General features: G+C 61.1%; 29 protein-coding genes. All 29 read left to right on the top strand.

Translation table 11 applies throughout. The features are described from left to right. Positions 1–17 precede the first annotated feature (17 nt). The 29 genes from J5M56_RS02630 (at position 18) to J5M56_RS02490 (ending at position 22,773) form a co-directional block, all read left to right on the top strand. A complete protein-coding gene (locus J5M56_RS02630; protein ID WP_081941230.1) occupies positions 18–248 on the top strand; it encodes a YdaS family helix-turn-helix protein in 231 nt (76 codons plus the stop codon). Between the two features lie 136 nt (positions 249–384). Then, positions 385–1,239 carry a replication protein gene (locus J5M56_RS02625; RefSeq protein ID WP_207869545.1) on the top strand — a complete coding sequence of 285 codons (855 nt, stop codon included), beginning with the start codon at positions 385–387 and terminating at the stop codon, positions 1,237–1,239. Continuing rightward, positions 1,229–2,041, top strand: a complete 813-nt coding sequence (locus J5M56_RS02620) for an ATP-binding protein (protein ID WP_207869543.1) — start codon at positions 1,229–1,231, stop codon at positions 2,039–2,041. Before J5M56_RS02625 ends, J5M56_RS02620 begins: the two co-directional genes overlap by 11 nt. A gap of 2 nt (positions 2,042–2,043) precedes the next feature. Continuing rightward, positions 2,044–2,340: a DUF1364 domain-containing protein gene (locus J5M56_RS02615; protein ID WP_207869541.1), complete on the top strand. Its 297-nt coding sequence runs from the start codon at positions 2,044–2,046 to the stop codon at positions 2,338–2,340. Continuing rightward, a complete protein-coding gene (locus J5M56_RS02610) occupies positions 2,337–2,765 on the top strand; it encodes a VRR-NUC domain-containing protein (RefSeq protein ID WP_207869539.1) in 429 nt (142 codons plus the stop codon). Before J5M56_RS02615 ends, J5M56_RS02610 begins: the two co-directional genes overlap by 4 nt. Next, a complete protein-coding gene (locus J5M56_RS02605) occupies positions 2,762–4,060 on the top strand; it encodes a site-specific integrase (RefSeq protein WP_207869537.1) in 1,299 nt (432 codons plus the stop codon). The genes J5M56_RS02610 and J5M56_RS02605 overlap by 4 nt, the downstream gene beginning before the upstream one ends. Next, positions 4,057–4,320 (top strand): hypothetical protein, encoded by a 264-nt coding sequence (locus tag J5M56_RS02600; protein ID WP_207869535.1) that lies wholly within the window; start codon positions 4,057–4,059, stop codon positions 4,318–4,320. Before J5M56_RS02605 ends, J5M56_RS02600 begins: the two co-directional genes overlap by 4 nt. After that, positions 4,320–4,634 (top strand): hypothetical protein, encoded by a 315-nt coding sequence (locus tag J5M56_RS02595; RefSeq protein ID WP_207869533.1) that lies wholly within the window; start codon positions 4,320–4,322, stop codon positions 4,632–4,634. The genes J5M56_RS02600 and J5M56_RS02595 overlap by 1 nt, the downstream gene beginning before the upstream one ends. A gap of 11 nt (positions 4,635–4,645) precedes the next feature. Then, the gene (locus tag J5M56_RS02590; RefSeq protein ID WP_207869531.1) at positions 4,646–4,987 is read left to right on the top strand and encodes an antiterminator Q family protein; all 342 of its coding nucleotides are present in this window, start codon (positions 4,646–4,648) and stop codon (positions 4,985–4,987) included. 128 nt (positions 4,988–5,115) lie between these two features. After that, a complete protein-coding gene (locus J5M56_RS02585; RefSeq protein WP_145182416.1) occupies positions 5,116–5,487 on the top strand; it encodes a chemotaxis protein in 372 nt (123 codons plus the stop codon). Continuing rightward, on the top strand, positions 5,487–5,804 hold the full coding sequence (locus J5M56_RS02580) for a hypothetical protein (RefSeq protein ID WP_207869529.1): 318 nt from the start codon (positions 5,487–5,489) through the stop codon (positions 5,802–5,804). The genes J5M56_RS02585 and J5M56_RS02580 overlap by 1 nt, the downstream gene beginning before the upstream one ends. Continuing rightward, the gene (locus tag J5M56_RS02575; RefSeq protein WP_207869527.1) at positions 5,804–6,136 is read left to right on the top strand and encodes an HNH endonuclease; all 333 of its coding nucleotides are present in this window, start codon (positions 5,804–5,806) and stop codon (positions 6,134–6,136) included. Before J5M56_RS02580 ends, J5M56_RS02575 begins: the two co-directional genes overlap by 1 nt. Positions 6,137–6,298: 162 nt before the next feature. After that, entirely contained in the window at positions 6,299–6,844 is a 546-nt protein-coding gene (locus tag J5M56_RS02570; RefSeq protein ID WP_207869524.1) for a terminase small subunit, read from the top strand. Beyond that, on the top strand, positions 6,841–8,529 hold the full coding sequence (locus J5M56_RS02565) for a terminase large subunit (RefSeq protein ID WP_207869522.1): 1,689 nt from the start codon (positions 6,841–6,843) through the stop codon (positions 8,527–8,529). Before J5M56_RS02570 ends, J5M56_RS02565 begins: the two co-directional genes overlap by 4 nt. 2 nt (positions 8,530–8,531) lie before the next feature. Beyond that, the gene (locus J5M56_RS02560; RefSeq protein WP_207869520.1) at positions 8,532–9,746 is read left to right on the top strand and encodes a phage portal protein; all 1,215 of its coding nucleotides are present in this window, start codon (positions 8,532–8,534) and stop codon (positions 9,744–9,746) included. Continuing rightward, a complete protein-coding gene (locus J5M56_RS02555) occupies positions 9,733–10,374 on the top strand; it encodes an HK97 family phage prohead protease (protein WP_207869518.1) in 642 nt (213 codons plus the stop codon). Before J5M56_RS02560 ends, J5M56_RS02555 begins: the two co-directional genes overlap by 14 nt. Next, positions 10,371–11,570: a phage major capsid protein gene (locus J5M56_RS02550; RefSeq protein ID WP_207869516.1), complete on the top strand. Its 1,200-nt coding sequence runs from the start codon at positions 10,371–10,373 to the stop codon at positions 11,568–11,570. Before J5M56_RS02555 ends, J5M56_RS02550 begins: the two co-directional genes overlap by 4 nt. Before the next feature lie 54 nt (positions 11,571–11,624). Next, positions 11,625–11,981 carry a hypothetical protein gene (locus tag J5M56_RS02545; RefSeq protein ID WP_207869514.1) on the top strand — a complete coding sequence of 119 codons (357 nt, stop codon included), beginning with the start codon at positions 11,625–11,627 and terminating at the stop codon, positions 11,979–11,981. Next, on the top strand, positions 11,982–12,281 hold the full coding sequence (locus tag J5M56_RS02540) for a head-tail connector protein (RefSeq protein WP_016715875.1): 300 nt from the start codon (positions 11,982–11,984) through the stop codon (positions 12,279–12,281). Then, entirely contained in the window at positions 12,281–12,607 is a 327-nt protein-coding gene (locus tag J5M56_RS02535; protein WP_207869512.1) for a phage head closure protein, read from the top strand. Before J5M56_RS02540 ends, J5M56_RS02535 begins: the two co-directional genes overlap by 1 nt. 10 nt (positions 12,608–12,617) lie before the next feature. Continuing rightward, positions 12,618–12,800, top strand: a complete 183-nt coding sequence (locus J5M56_RS02530; protein WP_207869510.1) for a hypothetical protein — start codon at positions 12,618–12,620, stop codon at positions 12,798–12,800. A 1-nt stretch (position 12,801) separates the two neighbouring features. Continuing rightward, positions 12,802–13,293 carry an HK97-gp10 family putative phage morphogenesis protein gene (locus J5M56_RS02525; RefSeq protein WP_207869508.1) on the top strand — a complete coding sequence of 164 codons (492 nt, stop codon included), beginning with the start codon at positions 12,802–12,804 and terminating at the stop codon, positions 13,291–13,293. A 1-nt stretch (position 13,294) separates the two neighbouring features. Then, complete coding sequence (locus J5M56_RS02520; RefSeq protein ID WP_207869506.1) at positions 13,295–13,678, top strand: DUF3168 domain-containing protein; 384 nt, start codon at positions 13,295–13,297, stop codon at positions 13,676–13,678. A 54-nt stretch (positions 13,679–13,732) separates the two neighbouring features. Continuing rightward, positions 13,733–14,206, top strand: coding sequence for a phage tail tube protein (locus J5M56_RS02515; RefSeq protein ID WP_207869505.1), 474 nt, complete (start codon positions 13,733–13,735; stop codon positions 14,204–14,206). Positions 14,207–14,273: 67 nt separating this feature from the next. Then, positions 14,274–14,663 (top strand): hypothetical protein, encoded by a 390-nt coding sequence (locus J5M56_RS02510; RefSeq protein WP_207869504.1) that lies wholly within the window; start codon positions 14,274–14,276, stop codon positions 14,661–14,663. 268 nt (positions 14,664–14,931) lie between these two features. After that, a complete protein-coding gene (locus tag J5M56_RS02505; protein ID WP_207869503.1) occupies positions 14,932–20,460 on the top strand; it encodes a hypothetical protein in 5,529 nt (1,842 codons plus the stop codon). Then, positions 20,457–21,428, top strand: coding sequence for a hypothetical protein (locus J5M56_RS02500; RefSeq protein WP_207869501.1), 972 nt, complete (start codon positions 20,457–20,459; stop codon positions 21,426–21,428). Before J5M56_RS02505 ends, J5M56_RS02500 begins: the two co-directional genes overlap by 4 nt. Continuing rightward, the gene (locus J5M56_RS02495; RefSeq protein WP_207869499.1) at positions 21,428–22,156 is read left to right on the top strand and encodes a hypothetical protein; all 729 of its coding nucleotides are present in this window, start codon (positions 21,428–21,430) and stop codon (positions 22,154–22,156) included. Before J5M56_RS02500 ends, J5M56_RS02495 begins: the two co-directional genes overlap by 1 nt. Beyond that, on the top strand, positions 22,153–22,773 hold the full coding sequence (locus J5M56_RS02490; RefSeq protein ID WP_207869497.1) for a hypothetical protein: 621 nt from the start codon (positions 22,153–22,155) through the stop codon (positions 22,771–22,773). Before J5M56_RS02495 ends, J5M56_RS02490 begins: the two co-directional genes overlap by 4 nt. Positions 22,774–22,788 lie beyond the last annotated feature (15 nt).

The raw sequence follows: 22,788 nt of genomic DNA, 5'->3' as shown, positions 1-22,788 counted from the left end.
CATTGAGGCACACAGACATGCCGAACACAGAAAGACCAATTGACGAGGTGGTGCGCTTGGCCGGGGGCCAGGCAGAGCTAGCCAGGCGTTGCAATACGAGCCAGCCGCGCATCTGGCAATGCGTTCACCGCAACCAGAAGGTTCCAGCCGATCTGGTCATTCCCTTCGAGAAGGCTGTTGGGGGGCAAGTAACACGCCATCAGCTGAGACCAGACCTATATCCCTCTGAGGATAAGGCCGCTTCGTGATGAGGATTATCCGTCTTGTGGCGTTTCGCCAGTAGATGGCCGAAACACCTGCGAATCCATCCAGTACCGGAATCGCAGGCGAAAAAAAACCGCCTGGCAGGGCGGCTTTCTCTACAGCTTCAAACGAGACCAGAGCATGACAAACATCGTCCCACTTGACAAGTCCAGGGGGTTTACCCGGATGGACAACCAGCTCATGGATGGCCTGCTGGCTATCGATCTCCCGGCCAGGGAGATGAAGATTGTGCTGTATGTGGCCAAGGCCACCATCAACTTCGGGGCAGGTGCTCAACGCATCCCTGCGACCGACATCGCCAAAGCCATCAACGCTCATCCCGACACGGTCTCCAAGGCGGTCTCCAGCCTGCTGCGTCGTCGCGTGCTGTTCCGTGAGGGCGGTGCGCGGGGTGACATCGGCGTGAATGACCCGAAGGACTGGATCTACGTTGATCCGAAACAGACCAAAACAGCCGACTCGGCTGAAGTGATCCGAATCGGCGAAGAGGCGAAACAGACCAAAACCGCCGAGTCCCTTCTTTATTCTAAGAATCTAACCCCCTATGTATTTCTTCCTTCGGAAGAAAATACATGCCCCCCCAGCGACGAGCAGCCAGGTGCGGCCAAAGCTGACCGCAAAGCACCGTTCGGGAAGGCCGCCATGCTGGCCGACAACCCTCACGGCCTGGACGAGTCGCTGATCGCTGACTACTTGACGGTTCGCAAGGCCGCCAAGGCCCCCGTGACCGCCCGAATCTGGGCCGGCCTGAACGTCAAGCTGGAGCAGTGCAAGGCTTTCGGCATCCAGCCCGCCCAGGCACTGGAAGTAGCCGTCGAGAACGGTTGGCGCGGCTTCGAAGTGGAGTGGGTCACCAAGCGCATTAGCGCCCATCTGCCGGCCCAGGCAAAACCTAACAGCCGTCACCACGGCTTCAACGAGCGCGACTACACCGCCGGCCTGGCCGAGCGTGAGGACGGCACCTATGCGATCTGAATCGGTGATCACCATGTCCGAGGTGAAAAACGCCGCTGGCTTCCGTATCCAGCCAGCGGATTGCGAGCACCACGGCGCCTTCGAGCAGCGGGTGACCATGCTCATGGGCCGCGAGATCGTTGGGCGATGTCCTGAGTGCGAGAAGAGCGCCATTGCTGAGCGCGAGGCCAAGCAGCTGGCGGAGGAGACCCGCCTAAAGCGTGAGGCCATGACCCGCAAGCTGGGCTCGGCGCTGATCCCGAAGCGCTTCGCCGACCGCACGCTGGCCAACTACCGGGTCGAGCACGAGGGCCAGCGCAAGGCCTTGGCCTACTGCACTCGCTACGTGGCCGCATTCGAGGAAATCGAGCGCACCGGGCGTTGCCTGATGTTGCTGGGGAAGGTCGGTACCGGTAAGACCCACCTGGGCGCCGGCATGGCCAACGAGCTGATGCGCAACACGTCGGCGACGGCCGTGTATCGCACGGTGGGCGCGATCCTGCAGTCCATCCGAGCCACTTACGACCGCCACAGCGAACAGTCCGAGGCCGACATCCTGTCCAGCCTGATCGAGCCGTCGCTACTGGTGCTCGACGAGGTTGGCGTCAGCAAAGAGCAGCCGAGTGAATTCGAGCTGACCACCCTGTTTTCGATCATCAATGGGCGCTATGAGCAGATGCGCCCCACGGTAGTGATTTCCAACCTCGACCGAGACCAGCTGCGCCATGCCATGGGCGAGCGGTGTTACGACCGCCTGCGCGAGGGCGGCGGGGTGGTGGTGCCCTTCGAGTGGGAATCTCACCGCGGCAAGGAGGACTTCTGACCATGCGTCAAACCAAGCTGACCAAGGCGGCGCGCGGCCGGGAGTGCCAGGTGCGCATTCCGGGCGTGTGCAACGGAAACCCCGAGACCACCGTCCTTGCGCACTACCGCTTGGCCGGCACCTGCGGCGTGGGCAAGAAGCCGCACGACATGCAAGGCGCCTGGTCCTGCAGCGCCTGCCACGACGCTTGTGACGGGCGCAGCCGGGTTGTGGACCGCGACACCGCCCGCCATTACCACGCAGAGGGAGTGATGCGCACTCAGGCGCTGCTGATCAACGAGGGGGTGCTCGTCGCATGAATGCTCCCGCCCTTCGCCCGTTCAAGGCCAAGTCGGCCCGCGCCAAGCCCGTCGACCGGGAAGGGCAGGAGCAGGCCGCGCTGATGAAAGAACTGCAGCTGCGCTACCCGCAGGCCTACAAACTGATCTACCACGTCCCGAACGGTGGGCACCGGGTCAAGGCCGTGGCCGGAAAACTCAAGGCGCAGGGCGTCAAGGCTGGAGTGCCGGACTTGGTGCTGCCCATGGCGCGTGGTGGGTACTTCGGCTTGTACATCGAGTTCAAGGCCAAGCCACCATTCGATGCCGAGGTATCGCCCAGCCAGGATGCGTACTTGCAGATGCTCACGGCGCAGAACTACTTGGCTATTGTCTGCCGGGGCAGCATTGATGCCGTTGAGGCCATCCGCGCCTATCTGCTGTTGCCTGCCACGGTGGCAGCATGAGCGCGACCCGAGAAGTGAAGCTGAGCGAGGCCGAAGTGCGCCGGCAGGCCGCCGACAAGTCGGTGCGCGACCTACGCGACCCGCGTCACCCAGGCCTGTACCTGCGCTTCTGGAGTAACCGCGAGCGCGGCACGTGGCACCTGGTGCGCGGCAAGAAATGGGTGCCGGTCGCCCGATGGCCAGAGCTGAGCGTGGCGGCGGTGATTGCTGAGCTGCCAGCGCTGCGTCAGCGCCTGCTGCGCGACCCGGCCACAGCGCCGGTGGTGTCCGGCATGGTCACCGTCGGGCAGCTGCTGGATTGGTACGGCGACCGGATGGCGCGTGACCGCTCGCTGTCGGCGAAGCGCAAGGCCGGCGCCCGATCCGCGATTGCCCAGCACCTGAAGCCCCGCCTGGATGACTTGGCCGTGGCTTGCGTGAATCCTGATGCGCTGGACAAGTACCTGATGTGGCCATGCCAGGCCGAAGTGTCTCTGTCCTATCTGCGGCAGATGTTCGCGCTGCTGCTGACCGCTTTCCGCCAGGCGCTGCAGTTGGGCCTGATCGAACGCAACCCAATGGCCGGGATGCGCTTCAACGACTTCACCAAGGCCAGGATCCTGCCCAAGGCAGCCCGCCTGCGCGATGTGCAGTTGCCGGAGCTGATGCAGCAGCTGGCCAAGGCCTTCGACGACGAGCCGGGCGACGCCATGCTGGCCCTGATGATGCTGGCCCACGGTACCCGGATCGGTGAGACCCGGATGGCGCGCTGGAGCGAGATCAGCCTGGCCGCCGCCGAGTGGTTCATCCCGGCCGCCAACACCAAGACCCGCACCGAGCACCGCCTGCCGCTGACCGACCAAGTGAAGGCGCTGCTGGTCCGCTACCGAGCGGTTCAGCAGGCCCATGGCTATGAGGGCGTCTACCTGTTCCCGAACCGGCGCGGGCTGCCGCTGAGTGAAACCCAGGCGAGCATGGTGTTTACCCGGCTGGGGCAGGGCGAGTGGACCAGTCACGACCTGCGCAAGGTATCCCGCACCACCTGGACCGACCTTGGCATCGACGGCCACATCGGCGAGATGTTGCTGAACCACACGCTGGGCAAGATCGCCAGCACCTACATTCACACCCAGGCCATGCAGCAGCGCCGGGCAGCCCTGGAGAAGTGGCACGCCTGGTTAGACGGCATCGGCTTCGGTGTCATTCACGGCCTTACCAAGACCTTATCCGAAATTTCACAGAATTCGGGCGAGCCATCGGAACACAAGGCTTCCAGCCACCTTGCCGAATTTGTAATTAGCGAGGATTCGAAATGACGAATATCGACACAATCCGCGCCGAATTCGAGCGCACCAACGCCCGAGATCATCGCCGCGAGCCGCCAAAGGGCAATAACTACATCGACACAATGGCCCAGGCTGATTGGGAGTCGTTCCAGAAGGGTTGGGAAGCCTCTCGCAAGTCGCTGTGTGTCAAAAACCCTTTCGAGCTGATCATCGGTGACCCTGATGGGCAGTGGGCGCACGAGGTGGCCGAAAAGTCGTTGCGTGCCCAAGGCTTCAAGGTGGTCGGCTGATGAAGAAGCACGGCCCAGCCTTTAAGAAGGCCGTGATTGAGCTGGACAAGTGCCCTTTGTGCCGTGGGAGAGCGGTCACTCAGGGCGTGTTTCACGAACTGCCATGCGACCACTGCAACGCCTCGGGCTGGGTAGTGGCAGCAACAGGCGAGGCCCTGGCCCTGGATGAACTGGTGACCCAGCTCGGCATGAGGCTTCGGGCAGCGCTCCGGCAGATCGAGCAGTTGAAGAACCCTCAGGCATCCGGGCCTGAGGCGACATATCAGGGAAGCAACCGGCGCGGCGCCGGCGGCACCAACTACACCGGTGATTGAGGGGGAAGGACATGAGCAATTTCGAGAAGACGGCTGAGTACCTGCTGGAGCACTGGGGCCGTTGGGTGGTGCTGGGGTCAGGGGTTTCATGCTGTGCATCGCGAGAGAACACCATCCTCGACCCGATGATCACGGACGATGATGCGTTGTTCATTGATCGCTTGGTGGGACGATTGAACAAGCGCTACCCCGAGTGTGGTCAGGTCATCATCAAGTACTACTCCTCCCGCGACACTGCGCTCAGGGACGTGGGCAAAAAGCTTGGCTTCGGCGAGGAGAAGACGCGGCAGTTGTGGAAGGCGGGAGTTGCCTGGGTTGACGGGGCTTTGGATGTTCGGCGTGAGGCCGCTTGACATCCCCGGTCCTCACCCGTATCTTTCATGTTACTTTGCGGTAGGTGCGCGAGAGCAAACTCGCCATCACCAGCAGCCACCTTAGAGCCTCGGCATTTGCCGGGGCTTTTTCGTTTCTGGAGAAATGGATGGACCCGACCGACCTCGGCCCAGGCACAGCCACCTGGCTGGGCGGTAGCGGCATCGTCGTGACTGGCGCGCTGCTCTGGGTGCGCCGCTTTCTGTCCAAGGACGCTGCTGATCGCGCCATGGACAACGCAGACATCGGCACCGTGCGCCGGCTGAATGAGCTGCTCGACTCCGAGCGCGAGGCCCGCAAGCTGGCCGAGGCTCGCGCTGATCAGTTCGCCAAGGAGCGCAACGAACTTGCAGCAGCAGTAGGGCGGATGGAGGGAAAGATCGAAGCCCTCACCAGTCAGGTGGGCCAGCTCACAGAGAAGGTGACCACCCAAAGCGCCGAGATCTCCCGGCTTCGTTCCCAGCTTGGAGGCACAGCCTAATGGACAAATGCGCAATTGAATTCATTGCTCGTCGCTGGTGGCGTCGCGCTGAGGTCTGGGTCATCGCCATGCTGCTGATTGCAGGCGGCGCGGTGTTGGGTTGGCAGTCTGCCTATTGGGCGATGGCCAGCACTCAGGCCCACCAGGTGGATGAGATCCGCCAAGCCTACGACGCCGCCATGGCCGAACGTGATAAGCGATTGGACGAGCTGACCAGCAAGACCGAGAGCGCCGCGACCAAGGCGTCGAAGGCAGCAACCACCGCGACCCAGGCGGCGGACAAGGCTGACGAGGCACTTAACCGAGTGACGCAGTGATGGCCAGGCTCAAGACGCTCGGCTCTCGCATAAAGGAAAGCGCAGGGTCGCGGGTCAAGGTGGTCACACCTGGCAGCTGGCGGAGCGGCATGACCAGCTCACAACGCGGTTACGACTACCGATGGCAGAAGGCGCGAGAGCAATACCTGCGTGACAACCCGCTGTGCGCCTACTGCGCCCGGCTAGGGCGAACGGCAGCGGCCAGCGTCGTCGACCACATCGTGGCGCACCGAGGCGACAAGGATCTCTTCTGGAATCAGGCCAACTGGCAGCCGCTCTGCAAGCCCTGTCACGACTCGGTCAAGCAGGCCGAGGAGGCTGCTGGCCTGTGAGCTGACCTTCATCGAAATGGCACGAGACAGCTGCGGCACCTTCGAGGCACGCCAGTGACGTGCCTCTAAGGTGGGGGGAGGTCAAAATATAGCGATTCCCATCTAGCTAGACCGCATCCGATCCCACGTACAGATTTTTTTCCCCCACAGGATTTTTGTTAAATGGCTTTAACATCCCGCAAGCGCGCTTTCATCGCAGCGCTGAGGGAAGGTGCGTCCAATCGAGACGCAGCTGTAGCTGCGGGTTATTCCGAGAAGACCGCGTCTGCGGCGGGGTCTCGGCTGGTGAAGGACAAAGACGTGGCGGCCGAGTTGGCCAAGCTCCGCGCCCTGGGCCTGATGCCGGCAGATGTTAAAGCAGATGTTAAAGCGCATGTTAAAGCCAAGCCTGCGCCGGAGCCATCGACGCAGGCTGAGTCGGCGACCGAACCCGCCGCCGCGACGGACGAGCACACCGAGCCGGAGCCTGCCGGCTTCGACCTCATGCAGGCGTTGCTGCACCGCGACCCGAAGGACTTCCTGCTTTCGGTGATGAACGACCTGGGGTCGGAGCCGAAGCTGCGTGTTGATGCAGCCAAGGCACTGATGCCGTTCGTGCATCCTCGCAAAGGGGAGAGCGGTAAGAAGGATCAGGCCCAGGCAAAAGCTGAACAGGCATCGACTGGCAAGTTTGGCGCCCGGCGCGGGCCGCTGAGGTCGGTGAAATGAAGGAATGGACAACTGCATGCCCCGACTGGGAGCAGCGCATCGTTGCGCGCAAAAGTCTGATTCCCTTCAAGCCGCTGTTTCCGACCGAGGCTGAGGAAGCCCTCGATGTGTTTGGTGCGCTCCGCATGGTGGATGCCACCGGTAGCCCGCTGATGTCGGAGACAGTGCGCGATTGGGTCAACCAGTTCGTGGCCGCCATCTTTGGAGCCTATGATCCAGATGAGGGCCGGCGCCTGGTCAGCGAGTTCATGCTGCTGATCAGCAAGAAGAACGGCAAGTCCACGATCGCCGCCGGCATCATGCTGACCGCGTTGATTTTGAACTGGCGGCCTTCGGGTGAGTTCATCATCCTGGCTCCGACCAAGGAGATCGCTGACAACTCCTACATCCCGATCCGCGACATGGTGCGGGCGGATGAGGAGCTAGACGCCTTGCTTAAGGTGCAGGATCACCTGCGCACTGTGACCCACCGGCAGACGAACGCCACGCTCAAGGTGGTGGCCGCTGACAGCGAGACGGTGTCAGGCAAGAAGGCCATCGGCGTGTTCGTCGATGAGCTGTGGGTCTTCGGCAAGCGCGCCAACGCGGAGGCGATGCTTCGGGAAGCAACCGGTGGCCTAGCCTCTCGGCCTGAGGGATTCATCATCTGGGCAACGACCCAGTCCGATGCGCCGCCTGCCGGCGTGTTCCGGCAAAAGCTGTTGTATGCCCGCAAGGTGCGCGACGGCGAGATCGTCGACAAGTCGTTCCTGCCGGTGCTGTACGAGTTCCCGAAAGCGATGCTCGACGCCGGGGCGCATCGGGACTTCTCCAATGCATACATCACCAACCCCAACTTGGGGTTGTCTGTAGATGAGCCGTTCATTGAGCGGGGCTATGCCCAAGCCCAGATGGACGGGGAAGAGTCATTCCGCGGCTTCTTGGCCAAGCACCTAAACGTCGAGATTGGCCTGGCTCTATTGTCGGATCGGTGGGCAGGCGCTGACTACTGGGAGCGCCAGGCCTCGGATGATTGCCGGAACCTGGAGGACTTGATCGAGCGGTGCGAAGTAATCGACATCGGGATCGACGGTGGCGGGCTTGATGACCTGCTCGGCTTTGCCGCGGTGGGCCGCGAGCGTGACAGCCGCCGGTGGCTGACCTGGACGCATGCTTGGGCTCACCCATCGGTGCTGGAGCGGCGCAAGGCCGAGGCGCCGCGCATCCGCGACTTTGCCAACGACGGTCACCTGACCCTGGTGGAGCGCATCGGTGATGACGTCGACCAGATTGCTGAGCTGGTTGCTCATGTGGAGGAGGCCGGCCTTCTTGATCAGGTCGGCCTCGACCCGGTTGGCATAGGCGCCATCCTCGATGCCCTGGAAGCACGAGGCATCCCCCGGGAGAAGATCGGCGGCGTCAAGCAGGGTTACACGCTGGGAGGCGCCATCAAGACAGCTGAGCGAAAGCTGGCAGAAGGCGGCCTGTGGCATGGCGGCCAGCCCATGATGGCCTGGTGCTGTGGCAACGCTCGGGTCGAGCCCCGTGGCAACGCAATCCTCATTACCAAGCAGGCCAGCGGCTCGGCAAAAATCGACCCGCTGATGGCCCTGTTCAATGCCGTGACGCTCATCGCCCTGAATCCAGAGGCTCAGGGCGGCATGGGTGACTACCTGGAAAACGGGTTCTTTGGCTTAGTAGGCTGACCATGGCATTCAAATGGTACAACCCCTCAACCTGGGGTTTCTTCGGCTACACCGATCCAGCCACGGGCGACTATGTCGAGGTTGACCTTGAGGTCGGAGGCAAGCGCACCAAGGCGGGCGTAAGGGTGTCCGCAAAGACCGCCTTGTCAATCAGCATGGTCTGGTCTTGCGTCAAGATTCTTTCCGAGTCGTTGAGCGGCCTCCCGCTAAAGCTCTACGAGGATAAGGCCGGTGGCCGGTCGCTGGTGACTGGAAACGACCGCATGCTCAAGCTTCTGCGAAAGCCGAACCCCTACATGACCATGCTGAACTTCCTGAAGTTCGTAGTTGTGAACATGGCACTGCGGGGCAACGCGTTCGCCCTGATCGAGCGCAACATTCACGGCGATCCTATTGGCCTGGTGCCTCTGGATTGGCGGACGGTCAAGATCGATACCGAAGACGACCTGATTTATGTCGTCACGCCCAGTGAGGGTGATCCTTACCTGGTATCGCCGGAGAACATGCTGCATTTCAAGCTGTTCAGTCTCGACGGGGTCGTCGGGCTCTCGCCGATTGAGCACCAAGCGGAAACCATGGGCCTTGCGAAAGCTGGCCAACAATGGTCGGCCCGCTTCATGCGCAAGGGCGGTTTCACCGGCGGCTATGTGATTTACGAGCAGTTCCTCACCAAGGCCCAGCAGGCCCAGGTGATGGAGAAGTTTCCCGACGTGCGCAAGGCCGACGCTGACGACATCGGCAAGATGGCCATTCTGCAGGGCAACCCCAAGATCGTCCCGGCTGGCATCAGTCAGAAGGATGCTCAGTTCATCGAGTCGCAGCAGTTTCAGGAAGAAGCCCTGGCGGGTATTTACGGTGTGCCGCTCTGGTTGGCCAACCGAGCCGGCAAGACCTCGATCATGGGTTCAAACCTCGAGCAGCAGCTCACCGGTTACATCACTTTCGGCCTCAAGCCCTTCATTGATGCGGTCGAGGACGAATTCAACGACAAGATCTACCGAGCGGCTTCGCGCTTCTGCGAGTTCGCCGTCGAGGGGCTGCTGCGCGCGGATAGTGCCGGCCGTGCCACCTATTACGGCAGTGCACTCGGCGGCTCTGGTGGTTCTGGCTGGATGACCATCAACGAAGTCCGCGTGAAGGAAAACCTGCCCCCCCTGGAAGGCGACGAATACAACCGGGTCACCCGGTGGGAGATGGAAAAGAATGGCCAACCTTGAATGCCCGTTCGAACTCAAGGCCGTTGACGAAGCCGGGAATTTCGAAGGCTATGCGGCGGTATTCAACAACGTAGACCTGGGCGACGACGTGATCCTGCCTGGCGCTTTCACCCGAGTGAAAGCAACGCGTGGCGGAAAGCTGAAGCTGGCCTTGTATCACGACCTGACCCGCCTGGTAGGCGCCGCCGATTACCGCCAGGACGACCATGGTTTGTACCTGAAGGGCCAGGTCAACCTCAACGTCAGCTATGCCCGAGACGCCTATGAGCTGATGAAGGCGGACATCCTCGACAGCATGTCGATTGGGTTCAACACCATTCAGGCGGACTCCGGTGAGCGTGACGGACGCCGGGTCCGAGTCATTAAGGAGGCCGAGCTCTGGGAGGCCTCATTCGTACCGTTCGGCATGAACCCCGAGGCGCAAGTCCTCAGCGTCAAGTCGGACATCAGGCTTTTCGAGAAGGCCCTGCGCGAACGTGTGGGTCTCTCGCAAAAGGAAGCGGCGGCTGTCGCTTCGCTCGGCTACACCGCACTACGCCGTGATGGCGGGAGTGAGGCCACGGCGATCGTGGATGAGCTGAAAGAACTTTCCACCCTGTTCACCCACCATTTCGGAGTATCGCCATGAGCGAAGTTAAAGACATCAAAGAATCCATCGAGCTGCAGCTGAAGACCGGTTTCGGCGACCTGCAGAAAAAATACGACGCAGCCATGGCTGAGGTGGAGAAAGGTAACCAGATCACCGGCGATCTGAAAAAGCAGATCGAGGACCAGAAAGGCGAGCTGCAAAAGGTCATCGACCAGGTCGTGGACCTGGAGCAGAAGGGGGTCAAACTGCGCGGCCAACCCGGCGAGGGTAAAAGCTTCATTGATCTGATCAAGGGCGACGAAAGCTACAAATCGTTGAAGCGCGGCGGCGGCCTGGCTGAACTCGATGTGACCAAGTCCGACATGGCTAGCATGAAGGAAATGAAGGTCACCAGCGCTGGCATCGTCGCTCCGCAGTACGATCCAGTGATCCAGCCAGGTATCCGTCAAGAGCTGCGTATCCGTGACCTTCTGACTGCTGTGCCGGTGTCCGGCCAGAACTACACCTACTTCCGCGAGAACCTGCACACCCGCGGTGCGGCGCCAGTTGCTGAGGGCGGCCTGAAGCCGACCAGCAATGTCACCTTCACCACTGAAACCGACCGCGTAAAGAAGATCGCGGTCTGGATGCCGGTGACCGACGAAGCGCTGGACGACGTTCCGCAGCTGTTCGCCTACCTGCAGCAGCTGCTCCGCTACGACCTGAAGCTGGAGGAGGAGGCGCAAATCCTCAAGGGCGACGGTACCGGCGAGAACCTGAACGGCCTGATGACCCAGGCCACCAATTACAACACCGGGCTGAGCAAGGCTGGTGACACCGCCATTGACCTGGTCCGACGCTCCATCTATCAGGTGCGTAAGCAGTCGCAAATGTCCGCCGATGGCGTCGTCATGACTGAGCTGGACTGGATGAACATCGAGCTGCAGAAGGATGGCGAGAACCGCTATCTCTTTGCCAACCTGCAGGGTCTGGTCACCCCGATCCTTTGGGGGCGCCCCGTAATCACCTCCGACAGCATGGACGAAGGCGACGCAGACACCGGTGGCGAGTTCTTGACCGCCAACTTTGCCCGCTCTACCACGCTGTTCGACCGCATGTCGTTTCTGTTCAAGATGGGCTTGATCAATGACCAGTTCATCAAAAACGAACGTGCGTTGCTGGTCGAAGAGCGCCTGGGCCTGGGTGTGCGCCGCAAGGAGGCCCTGGTCAAGGGGCGATTCCCCGTCGCAGCGTGACGCAACCCCACTGAAGGCCGGCACATCGCCGGCCTCGTCGTTTCTGGAGGCAGCATGAAAATCAAAATTCTTTGGGGGTTCGTGGGCAATGGCGCTCTGTTGGGCGCCACCTCGAACAAGATCAAAGCTGGCGAAACCTTCGATGAGGCAGATGACGAGTACGCCTACACCTTGATCGGCAAGGGCCTGGCTGTGGAGGTTGATGCCAGCGGCAAACCCCGGGTGGCCAAGCCGAAGGAAACTAAGCCGGCTGCGCCCAAGGACGATAAGGCTGCTGCCGAGAAAGCGGCTGCTGAGAAAGCCGCAGCTGAAAAAGCGGCTGCTGAAAAGGAAGCCGCCGAAAAGGAAGCGGCCGAGAAAGCGGCTGCTGAAAAGGCCGCCGCAGAAAAAGCCGCAGCCGAGGCCAAGTAAATGCTCGACCTGGCCACCGTGAAAATGCACCTGCGGGTCGACGGCGACGAGGAAGACGCCTTGATCGGCGGCTACGTCGCTGCGGCAAAGGCCCATGTCGAGCAGCACTGCGACCGCAAGCTGGTAGAGACCGACCCGGTTGAACCCGAGGAAATGGGGTTGACCGGCGATGTCGAGCAGGCCGTCCTGCTGCTGGTCGGTCACTGGTACGCCAACCGCGAGGCCGTTGCTGTGGGCACGATCGCCACGGCCATGCCGCTCGCCGTCGAAAGGTTGCTCTGGTACAGGAAGCGATTCTGATGAGAGCAGGACCACTGCGGCATCGATGCGCGCTCCAACACGAGACTCTCGTGTGTGACCAGGGCGGCGGGAAGGCCAAGTCCTGGATGCCCATTCGGGATGTATGGACGGAAATTCAGCTTCCAACTGGTCGCGTTGATCCAGTCGCAAATCAGATTCAGGCTGTCATCTCCGCAGAGATCCGTGCCCGGTTTGCTCGGGACTTTAAAGCCGGCATGCGCCTGGCACACAAGGCAACGGGCGAGACCTACCTGATCGAGGCCGTGCTCCCCAGTAATGAGCGAGACATGCTCCGCCTGCTGTGCTCTAGCGTCATCAACCCATGAGGAGACACCCATGAAAGTACGAGCGTTGGCAAACATCTCTGGCCCTATGGGTCGCAAGACCATTGGCGACACCTTCGACGTAAAAGCCGAAGAAGGTCGTGTGCTGATCGATAATCGTCAGGCAGAAGAGGTGTTGGCCTCTGACAAGCCTGCGGGTACCGGCAAACGCACCGGCGCCGACGAGCAGGCCTGACGTGGCACGCCGCTCTCGGATCTCCGGTGACTTCAAGCTGCGCAAGGTGCTCCGCACCATCCACCAGACTGTCGACAACGAAGTACGGGCGGCTATGCAGGATGGCGCCGACAAGATCCTGGACAGCATGCGCGAATTCATCCCAAAGGACACCGGTGACGGTGCGAGCGCATTGACCGCCTATGTGGCCAAGAGCGGCCTGGATGCCCAGATCGGCTTGCGTGGCAAGAAGGCCAACCGCAGGTTCTTCTATCTTCGATTCCTCGAATACGGCACTAAGGGCTACTTCGATGGCAAGCGTTCAGGTAATCGAAATAAGCGGGAGGCCAACAAGACCGATGGCCGCAACTGGTACGGAAAGCACCCGGACATTCCGGCAATGCCGGCGCATCCCTGGCTCAGGCCCGCCATGGATGTAAACCGTGAGTTTGTCTTGGCAGACATCCGGGCCGCCGTCGGTAGAACGCTGCAGAAGGCAGCCAAGGTAGGTTGACATGTCGGATCCATCCTTTGCCCTGCAGATTGCTTTGTTCGACAGACTTTCCTCAGGGTTGTCGTGCCCTGTGCACGACGGTGTGCCAGATAACACGCCGTTCCCATACGTCACTATCGACAGCGCGATCGCTGACGAGGCCGACTTCCTGGCAAGTCGAAAAGAAGAGCGCTTCCTCTACTTATCGGTATGGAGCCAGTACCAAGGCCAAAGAGAGGTGCACGAGATCATGTCGACTATCGACGCCTTGCTGCACAACCAGCCACTGCCGCTGACCACCGGGCACGTCGTGTCCATGCAGGTGAAGCGCAAGCAGACAATTCGCGAGCCTGACGGCGTCACCTACCAGGGCGCCGTGACGCTGCGCATTATCACCCAACACTGATCTACCCCTGAACCCGCCGCGTTGCGGCATTCACCTGTCCTAGGAGGACTACCCATGCCTGTTACTACCGCAGCCGGCACCCGAATCTACATCGGCCCGCGCCTGTCCGCCGACCTACCCAAGGACTCGGCCGCGGCCAAAACCCTGCTGGTGGGCCTGACCTATACCGAAATCGGTGAAGTCGAAAACATTGGTGACTACGGCGACGAGGTCGGTGATGTCACATTCGCCGCTCTGGGTGACTCGCGTACCCGTCACCTGAAAGGCCTGGCCGATGCCGGCTCGGTCGACCTTTCGATCGGCCTTCTCGACGACGATGCCGGCCAGGTCGCGCTGCAGGCGGCCCAGAAGGACCGCAGCCGCTTCGACTACCCATTCAAGGTCGAGTACGAAAGCGGCTACGTGGACTACTTCGCTGCCAAGGTGATGTCGTCCCGCAAGCAGGTCGGTGGCGCAGAAGACGTTCTGAAGCGCGCCGTCAGCTTCGGCATCAACTCCGAGATCATCGAAGTCGAACCGACTCCGTGATTGCAGCCTGAGGCGCCGCCGCCTGGCCGCGCCTCATATGCACAGCACCTAATCTAAGGATCCCGCAATGTCCAAGACCAATCACGGCACCGTCATCGTCGATGCCGGCAGCGACAGCTTCACCCTCAAGGCCACCCTGCGAGCCGTCCGCGCACTGGAGAACCGCTTCGGCGGCATTCTTCCGGCTATGCAGGCTCTGGGCGCCGCCAACATTTCCGCGACCGCATTCATCATCGCCGCGGGCGCCGGTATCGACACCAACAAGCGCAAAGAGCTCGAAGCCGTTGAGGAAACCGTATTCGAAGGCGGCGTGAACAAGGTCGGCAGCCAGGTGCTGCCGTTTGTGAGGGCGCTGCTGAACCCAGGCGGCAAGACTGACGAAGAGCTCGAAGAGTCGCAGGGAAACGAGTCGAGCGATCCGGCAACGGCAGCTACGTCGACGAGCTCTTTGGAATAGCCACTGGCTGGCTGGGCTGGTCGCCGCGTGACGCCTGGGAAACCCCGGTAGTCGAGATCATCCTGGCTTGGGAAGCAAAAGCTGACTTCCTGAAAAAGACCAATCCGTTCGGCCAGCCGGAGACGCAGCCCTCCAAGGCGGCCGTGGCCAAGGACCTTCGGCGTGGCCTTCGGGGGGCTGCCGCGTCTCGGCCGGCGATTAACCATTGACCCGCCCAGGCGGGTTTTTATCGCCTGGGGGAAACATGGCAGATACTGACGTTCAGGGCATGCTGGTCCGCATCGAGGCCACCACAGCACAACTTCGCCAAGAGATGGCTCGCGGCGAAACCGCCGTTGCTGCCACCTCGAAGAATATGGATAACAGCCTGGCTCGAGTGGACGAGGCCTTTGATCGGGCTGGTACCAGTGCGCGTGGCATGCAGGGTGTCATTGCCTCGGTCGTCTCGACGTTCGGGGGCTTCAATATCGCTGCGGCCGGTTCGGTGGCTGGCCTGGTTGCCTTGACCCAGAGCACCATCACCCACGCCCAGGAAGTCAAAAATCTCTCGTCGGTGGCCAACGCTTCGGTCGAAGAGTTCCAGCGGATGGCCTTCGGCGCCAAGTCCGTGGGTGTCGAGCAGGACAAACTGGGCGACATCCTCAAGGATGTGAACGACCGGGTGGGTGAGTTCATCCAACGCGGCGGCGGCGAGATGGCCGATTTCTTCAAGGAAATCGCGCCGCAGGTTGGGATCACCGCTGATCAGTTCAAGAACCTCTCCGGCCCGCAAGCTCTGCAGCTGTACTACGACTCCTTGCAAAAGGCTGGTCTGAACCAGCAGCAGATGACCACCTACATGGAGCAGATGGCTGATGAGGCCACTGCCCTGATTCCTCTGCTGCGCGATGGCGGCAAGGGGTTCAAAGATGCCGGTGACCAGGCTGAGAAGCTTGGGCTGGTGATCTCGAAGTTCAACATTGAGCGGTTGGTGGATGCTGGTCAGGCTGTTCGTGAACTGCAATCCACCTTCACCGGCGTTGGCCAGCAGATTGCTGTCGGTCTGCTTCCGGGTATCGAGAGCGTCACCGCAAGCCTTGCCAACCTGCGTGATAACGGTGGCGCTCAGAAGCTGGGTGAGACCATCGGCTTCCTTGCAGAGAACGTGGATGTTCTGGCTGCTGCCCTGGGCGGTAAGCTGGCGGCAGCGTTCGCTAAGTATGCAATCGATGCTGTTGCATCTGCCGGCGCAGCCACCGTCGCGTTTGTTGAAAACACGGCAGCGACCAAAGCCTCGGCCATTGCCAAAGCGGAAGAAACCGCCGCCTCCGCAGCGAACAGTGCAGGCAAGCTGCGTGAGGCCGTCGCCGCGGCCAACTCCACCAAGGCCCTGGCTGCTGAGGCTGCGGCACGGGTCGCTGGACTGACCACAGTGCGGGAGACGCTTGGCTATCAAGCCGCGCTGGCCGCCGGGACGGCTGAGGAGACTCAACTAAAGGCCTCCCTGGCTGCTACTGAGCTTGAGCTGGCTGCGGCACGCAAGGCCGCAACGAGTGCTGCGACTGCTGAAGCGGCGGCGTCGACAGCTGCAGCAGCAGCAATGGCTCGCGATACTGCCGCTACCCAGGCAAATGCCGTGGCGCAGGCAGAAGCCGCAGCTGCAAAAGGGCTGTTGGCGCGTGCCGCCGGCGGCCTCGTCGGGCTGCTCGGCGGGCCTGCCGGAATCGCGGCCCTGGCCATTGGCGTAGGCGTCGCCTTTATGACCATGGGCAGTAACGCCAAGAGTGCCGGTGCTGATCTGGCGGACTTGAAGCGGTCTGCCGAAGATGTGCGCAAAGAGTTCGAAGGTCTTACTCGCGCCCAGCAGCGCAGCAGGATCGTTTCGGCCATTGAAACTCAGGAGGCGGCCGCCAGCAGTGCCGATGAGGCGTTCGCTGATTTCCTGAAAACCACACGCAAGGTGCTCGGCAGTACTGTAGGCGCCCGGATCGCAAAAGAGGCCGAGGAGGCTCGCAAGGCTGGACAGGATCTGAGCTACACGCTTGATGACTGGGGCAAGCGCTTCAAGATTCCGGAGCAGGGACTTCGCAGCCTGACTCAAGGCGCGGCAGCCGTGTCCACCCTGGATCAGCAGACCAAGCTGGCTGGTGATCGCGTCGCCCTGCTGAATTCTGAAATCAATAAAACAGCAGTCACCACCCAGGCCGCCGCCGGCATCAGCACCGAGGCGGCCCAGGCTGCGAGCGAGTACCAGAAGACACTGGAAAAACAGCTCGGCACACTGAAAGACAAGACGGCCTTTGAGGCTGCTGACCGCTATCTGACCGAAAACAAGATCGACGCTCAGAGCAAAGAAGGGCAAGCGATCCTTGCCACCGCCAAGGCAATTGATACCCAGAAGGCCGCTGACGAGGCTGCCAAGAAGGCCAAGAGCGACGCCAATAGCGAGTCACAGAAGGCTGTCACGCTGACTGAAAGTCAAGCCAAGGCGCTCACTGACCTGAAAGCTCAGTACGACATCGTCATCAAGTCGGCCGGGGGTCTGGCTAATGCCTACCTGGCGGGGGCGGACCGCTCCCGCGAGTTCACCCTGCAGCAGAAAGTCGAGGAGGCTCTACTTAAATCCGGTGCCGGTGCCCGCAAAGAGGTTGAGGCAGCAATTCGCAGCCAAGCTGATGCTGAGGATCGGCTCGCGGTGGCCAAGTCTGCGTTTGATCTCGCAGAAGAGACCGAGCTGCTTCTCGCTCAAGCTCGCGCCACGCTGCAGGGCACTGCAGCACTTGAGGCCTTCAACGTCCAGAAGGCAATGCAGGTTGCGTTGACTGGAAAGAATATCGCTGCAGGTAGCCAAGAGTATGACCAGCTCCTTGCTGCCATCAAGGCTCAGCAGGCTGCGGTAAAGGTGGCCAAGCAGGCGGCCGATGCTGGCAGCATCATGGATCGCTTGTACCCTGAGAAGAAGCTGCTGCGCGAGTACACGGAGGGTCAGGAGGCCCTGAACAAAGCCATGGAGTTGGCCCCGGACAAGACGTCCGAATATCAGGAGGCTCTACGTCTCTTGGGGCTTGAGTACGAGCAGAACAAGAATGCAGCCACGGCCTGGGGAAAGTTCACCGAAGGAGCTGTGGATCGCGTGGATGGTGCCTTTGCAGATGCCTGGAAAAGCATCGGCGATGGTTTTGAGGGGTTCGCATCCAGCCTGAAGGAAGGATTCAAGCAACTGCTGGCCGAACTGGCGCACATGGCGATCACGCGGCCCATCGTTATGCAGATTGGCGCCGCGCTTGGCGTGGGTGGGTTGTCTGCGCAAAACGGTGGGTTGTTTGGTGGGTCTGCCGCTGGCGGCGGCTTGAGTCTTTCAAGCCTCTGGAACATGGGGAGCAGCGCCTACAGCGCGATCACTTCAGGTTTTGGCGGTGCCATAGCTGCTGGTTGGAGCGCTGGTCAAGGTTTCCTTGGCGGTATGCAAGGTGCGATCAGTGGTGGTTACGGGTACATCAGTAACGCTGTGAGCAGTTTGTTCGGCGGTAGCGTGGCCGCTAGCGGCGCCAGTAACGTTGGTTTTGGCCTAGGTCAGTCGCTGGTGTCAGGCGGCGTAGGGTCGGGCGGTGCGGCAGCCGGCTCAAGCGCGGGCTATGCCACCGGCGCAGGTGGCGCTACCGCCTTGGGTGGGGCGCTGGCGGGTATCGGCGGTGCTCTTTACGGCTATGGCCAATCAGGGGTCAAGGGTGCTGCAACCGGAGCGGCTGGCGGTGTAGGGGGCTACTATGCCGGCGCCGCCATCGGGTCGCTCGCTGGCCCTCTCGGTACCGTGATTGGCGGTGTGATCGGGTCCGCTCTGGGGAGCTTTGTGGGTGGCTCACTGTTTGGGGGAAGCTGGCAGACCAAGGACGTTGGGCTCTCGCTGGGCGTCACGGGCGGTGAGTTCGACGGTCAGCAGTACGAGTATCAGAAGAAAAAGGGCGGGTTGTTCGGCAAGAACAAGAAGCGCACCAGATACTCCGCGCTTGACCCGGAAGTACAGGCTGCGATGCAGGAGACGTACGACGCCACGGAAGGTGCAGTCGTAGACCTGTTTGATCGTATCGGTGTGTCGGTCGGTGATGGCGCCTTTGCCGGCCTCAATATCGCCAAGCAGCAGATCTCAACCAAAGGCAAGACGGAGGAAGAGATCCAGGCGGCCATCACTGAGATGTTTGGTGGTTTCGCTGATCAGATGGTCAGCTACATCGACCAGGGAGTCGGCGGGTACAAATTTGCCGAGCTGGCTGAGCGAGTCGCTGTCTTTGAGAGCTTCAACAAGTCACTGGGCTTGATTGATGTGGCCATGCTGAGCCTGTCTCCCCATTCAATGGAGCTGGCCAATGCCATGGTCGCAGCAGCCGGCGGCCTAGAGACCTACACCAATAACCTGAACACCTACTTCAACGCTTTCTTCAGTGAGTCGGAGCGGGCGGATAAAACGCTGGCTTCAGTTCAGCAGCAGTTCAAGGATATGAACGTGGTGCTGCCCGAAACTCGCGAGGGATATCGGAAGGTCATCGAGGCGCTGGATCTGACCACAGAAGCGGGTCAGCAGATGTATCTGACGTTGATTGGAGCGTCGGGGGCTGCAGCGCAGGCGTACGACATCCTCGAAGCGAAAGCCCTGCAGGCCAGTCAGGCCGCGCAGCAGGCTGCCGCCGAGCTGGCCAGCAACCTTCAGGGTAGCGTCAATAGTGCGCTTGGCGCTGTGCAGCGGGCTGTCAATGCCCAGAAAACAGCGTTGGCGGACGCCTATAACGCTCAGATTGCATCACTCAATGACATGTCGCAGACGGCTCAGAAAAGCGTCAGCGATTTGGCTGCCGTGGGAACCAGTCTGAGCAGGGCATTGAAGGCGCTGCGCGGTGATTCTGACGATGCAGTGAAGACTCTCCGGGCGCAGGCGCTGGCTACGTTGAGCAGTGCCTTGGCGACGGTGAAGGCCGGCAAGTCCCTGAGTGGACTGTCAGGGTTGGACGATGCGCTGGATGTCGTGAGTCAGAACAGCACGGACGCCTACTCGTCTTTGGAGGCCTACAACCGTGATCAGGGTCGGACGGCCAACATTGTCAGCCAACTAGAAGCGGTCAACGGTAAGCAGTTGAGCGCCGCAGAGAAGACGGTCAATAGCTTGCAGACCCGCGTAGAGCAGGCCAAGAAAGCCTATGACCTGCAGATTGCCCAGTACGACGCCGAGCTAAGCCTGGCTCAAGCGCAGGTCGACGCGCTTAACGGCGTGGATAACTCTGTGATCTCGGTCGCTGCAGCGGTGAATGGTCTTAGCCAGGCTGTCACTGCAGCCTTGGCGATCGCTGATGATGGCGCTGCAAGGCATAACACCTACGACAACAACGCGGCGATCGTGCGCGCTGTGTATCGGACCGTGCTTGGTAGGGATGCAGAAGACAAGGGGTTGGCCGATTGGGCCGGGGCGTTGACTGGCGGGCTGGTCACCTATGACGAGCTGATGGCTAGCATTGCTCGGCAAGGCAGGATCAACGGCGAAAACGTTCAGGTACCGGGCTTTGCAAGCGGGGGCATGTTCAGCGGCGGGCTGAGGCTGGTCGGTGAGCGTGGCCCTGAGTTGGAAGTAACCGGGCCGAGCCGAATCTACAACGCCAATCAAACCGCAGCGATGCTCACCGGCGGCCAAAGTGAGGTTGCCGCGGCAGAAGTCAGGGAGCTGCGTGCCGAACTAAAGTCGGCCCTGTTCGCTATTGCCAAGCACACCCTGAAAGTCGCCAAAAACACTGATCTTCTACCGCAAAAACTGGAACAGGAGCTGTACCCGTGAGGATCATTGAACCTGTCGAAATCACCCCGAACATGGCGGTGATGGAGGCGTTTTTGGTGGAGCCCAATGCTGAGCCGCTGGTGGTTCAGGTTGGGCAGGCTTTCCAGGTGGCGTCGATGCTGACCAACGTGCCTGAGGCCGACAACCCCCTATGGGTGTCCACCAAGTCTTACGTGGTCGGGGACGTCGTGATGCTTGAGCATCGAAACTACGAGGCTCTGGTGGCGAATAGCAACAAGAACCCTACCGGCAGCGCGACCGATCCACCTAGCTGGTTGGATCTTGGGCCGACCAATCGATGGCGGATGTTCGACGACAAGATCGGGACGGTGACTACCAACCCTGAAAGTATCTCGTTGACCATTGCCCCGGGCCGGGCTGTCGATTCACTGGCCTTTTTCGGGCTGGACGCCGCTTCGATATTCGTTCGGGTTGTCGACCCATACCAGGGCATTGTCTACGAATCGAACGTTTCTCCAGTCTCCACGGACGGGATCAACGACTGGTATGAGTACTTCTTTGCACCGGTTGAGGTGAATGAAGATTTCGTGCTGTTGGATGTGCCGGTCGGCAGTTACGGATCAATCGAGATCAACGTGGCCAAGCCTGCTGGTATCGCCCGAATCGGGGCGCTCATCTTGGGCAAGGCGGCGGTTCTTGGTGAGTCGCTTTACGGTACGTCAGTGGGAATAACTGACTACAGCCGAAAGGAAAGGGACGACTTTGGAAACACCGTCATCGTCGAGCGCGACTACTCCAAGCGTGCCGACTTCGACGTGATGGTCCCGACCAGCATGGTTTCGCAAGTGCAGAGACTGCTCAGCAAGCACAGGGCAAGGCCACTGGTTTGGATCGGCGAAGCCAGCTACCAGTCGACAGTGCTCTACGGCTACTACAAGGAATTCAACCTGGTTATTAGCGGCCCGACAGCGTCGGATTGCTCCATTTCTATCGAAGGACTCATCTGATGGCGACACCAACTATCACCCCTCTACCGGAGGCGCCCAGCCGGCAAAACTCGGCTGGTACCTTTGCCACGCTTGCCGACAATTTCATGTCCGCGCTGCCGCAGTTTGCGGACCAGATGAACCAGGCGATCGACTACATTGGTGATCAGGCTGAGTCGGCTGCAGCTAGTGCCGAGCGGGCCAGCAGCAACGGCGCGGCCCAAGTTGAGCTCGCGGCACAGCGCGCCACCTCGGCAGCGCAAAGCGCCCAAGCTGCGACCCAGCAGGCATCAGCCGCGAAGACCCAGGCTGACGCTGCTAAGGGCTACCGCGACACAGCACAGGCCGCGGCATCTGCAGCGCAGGGAGCCGCCGGGCTTCCTGCTCTTTCTGGCAAGGGTGGCTTACCGCTGGTAGCCAAACCCGACGGCACAGGTGTCGAGTACTCCGGCAGTCTGAGGCGCTACGACCTTGACGTCGCTACGACAACCGCAGTTCTCGATCTGAGCCTCAGCCAGGTGTTCAAAGTCAACGCAAGCCAGCAGCGGAACCTCACATTTGCGAACCCGCCTGCCGCAAGCAGGGCGATATCGGTGGTGCTCCACATCACCGGCAAATCGAATATCACCTGGCCGCCGGGCATCCTGTGGAACAACAACCAGGTTCCCGTCCTTGGCAATGCCTGGACCACGGTGATCCTCATTTGGGTTGGCGATGGCTGGGTCGGCTCTGTGGGAGCTCGCGCATGATCGAGGCCGCATTGATGGGCGGGTCACTACCCGGGCCCTGGTCTGCCTGGGAGTTCGTCGGCTCGACCAGTCTTCTTGCAAGCGGTGCCGCTACGGTCGAGGCAAAGTTTCCAGCCGCTGTACAGCCAGGCGACTTGGTCGTCACCATCATGTCCCCGCTTAACGAAACCATCCGGACGACGATGTCGGCCGCTGGCTGGCAACACTGGGCCCAGGCGACCCAGGACTATGTCTGCACTGCGCGCTATGTGGAGGGACTTGCTCCCCCGGCATACGCGCGGGCCGGCTCGAACTCGGTTTACGTTTCTGTGTTGGCGTTCAGGGCGCAGGGTTGGTCGACCGTGAAGCTGGAGGCGCATGTTTCGCCTGCGAGCCCGATCGACGTCACCACCCAACTGCAGAACGTGCTGCTCTTGGCGATCGGCGTAACACCCAAAACGACGCGAGGCTGGTCGGTGTCCATGGTGGGAGCCGATCCAGCCGCGCGGGTTGAGCGCACCCTCGCTCCTGCCATGCAGGCCTATTCCGCCAACATCGACTTCCCGCATCAGGTTGAAGGGGTTGCGGTAGATGCGCTATCGGGCGCTGAGCGAAACCTGATACTGACGATTTCCTGATCCATACAAATTCCT

The sequence above is a fragment of the Pseudomonas sp. 51_B genome (genome assembly GCF_017491595.1).
Classification (GTDB): Bacteria; Pseudomonadota; Gammaproteobacteria; order Pseudomonadales; family Pseudomonadaceae; genus Aquipseudomonas; species Aquipseudomonas promysalinigenes.
Note: the sequence above shows the minus strand (reverse complement) of the source record. Positions and strands in the feature narration are given on the sequence as shown.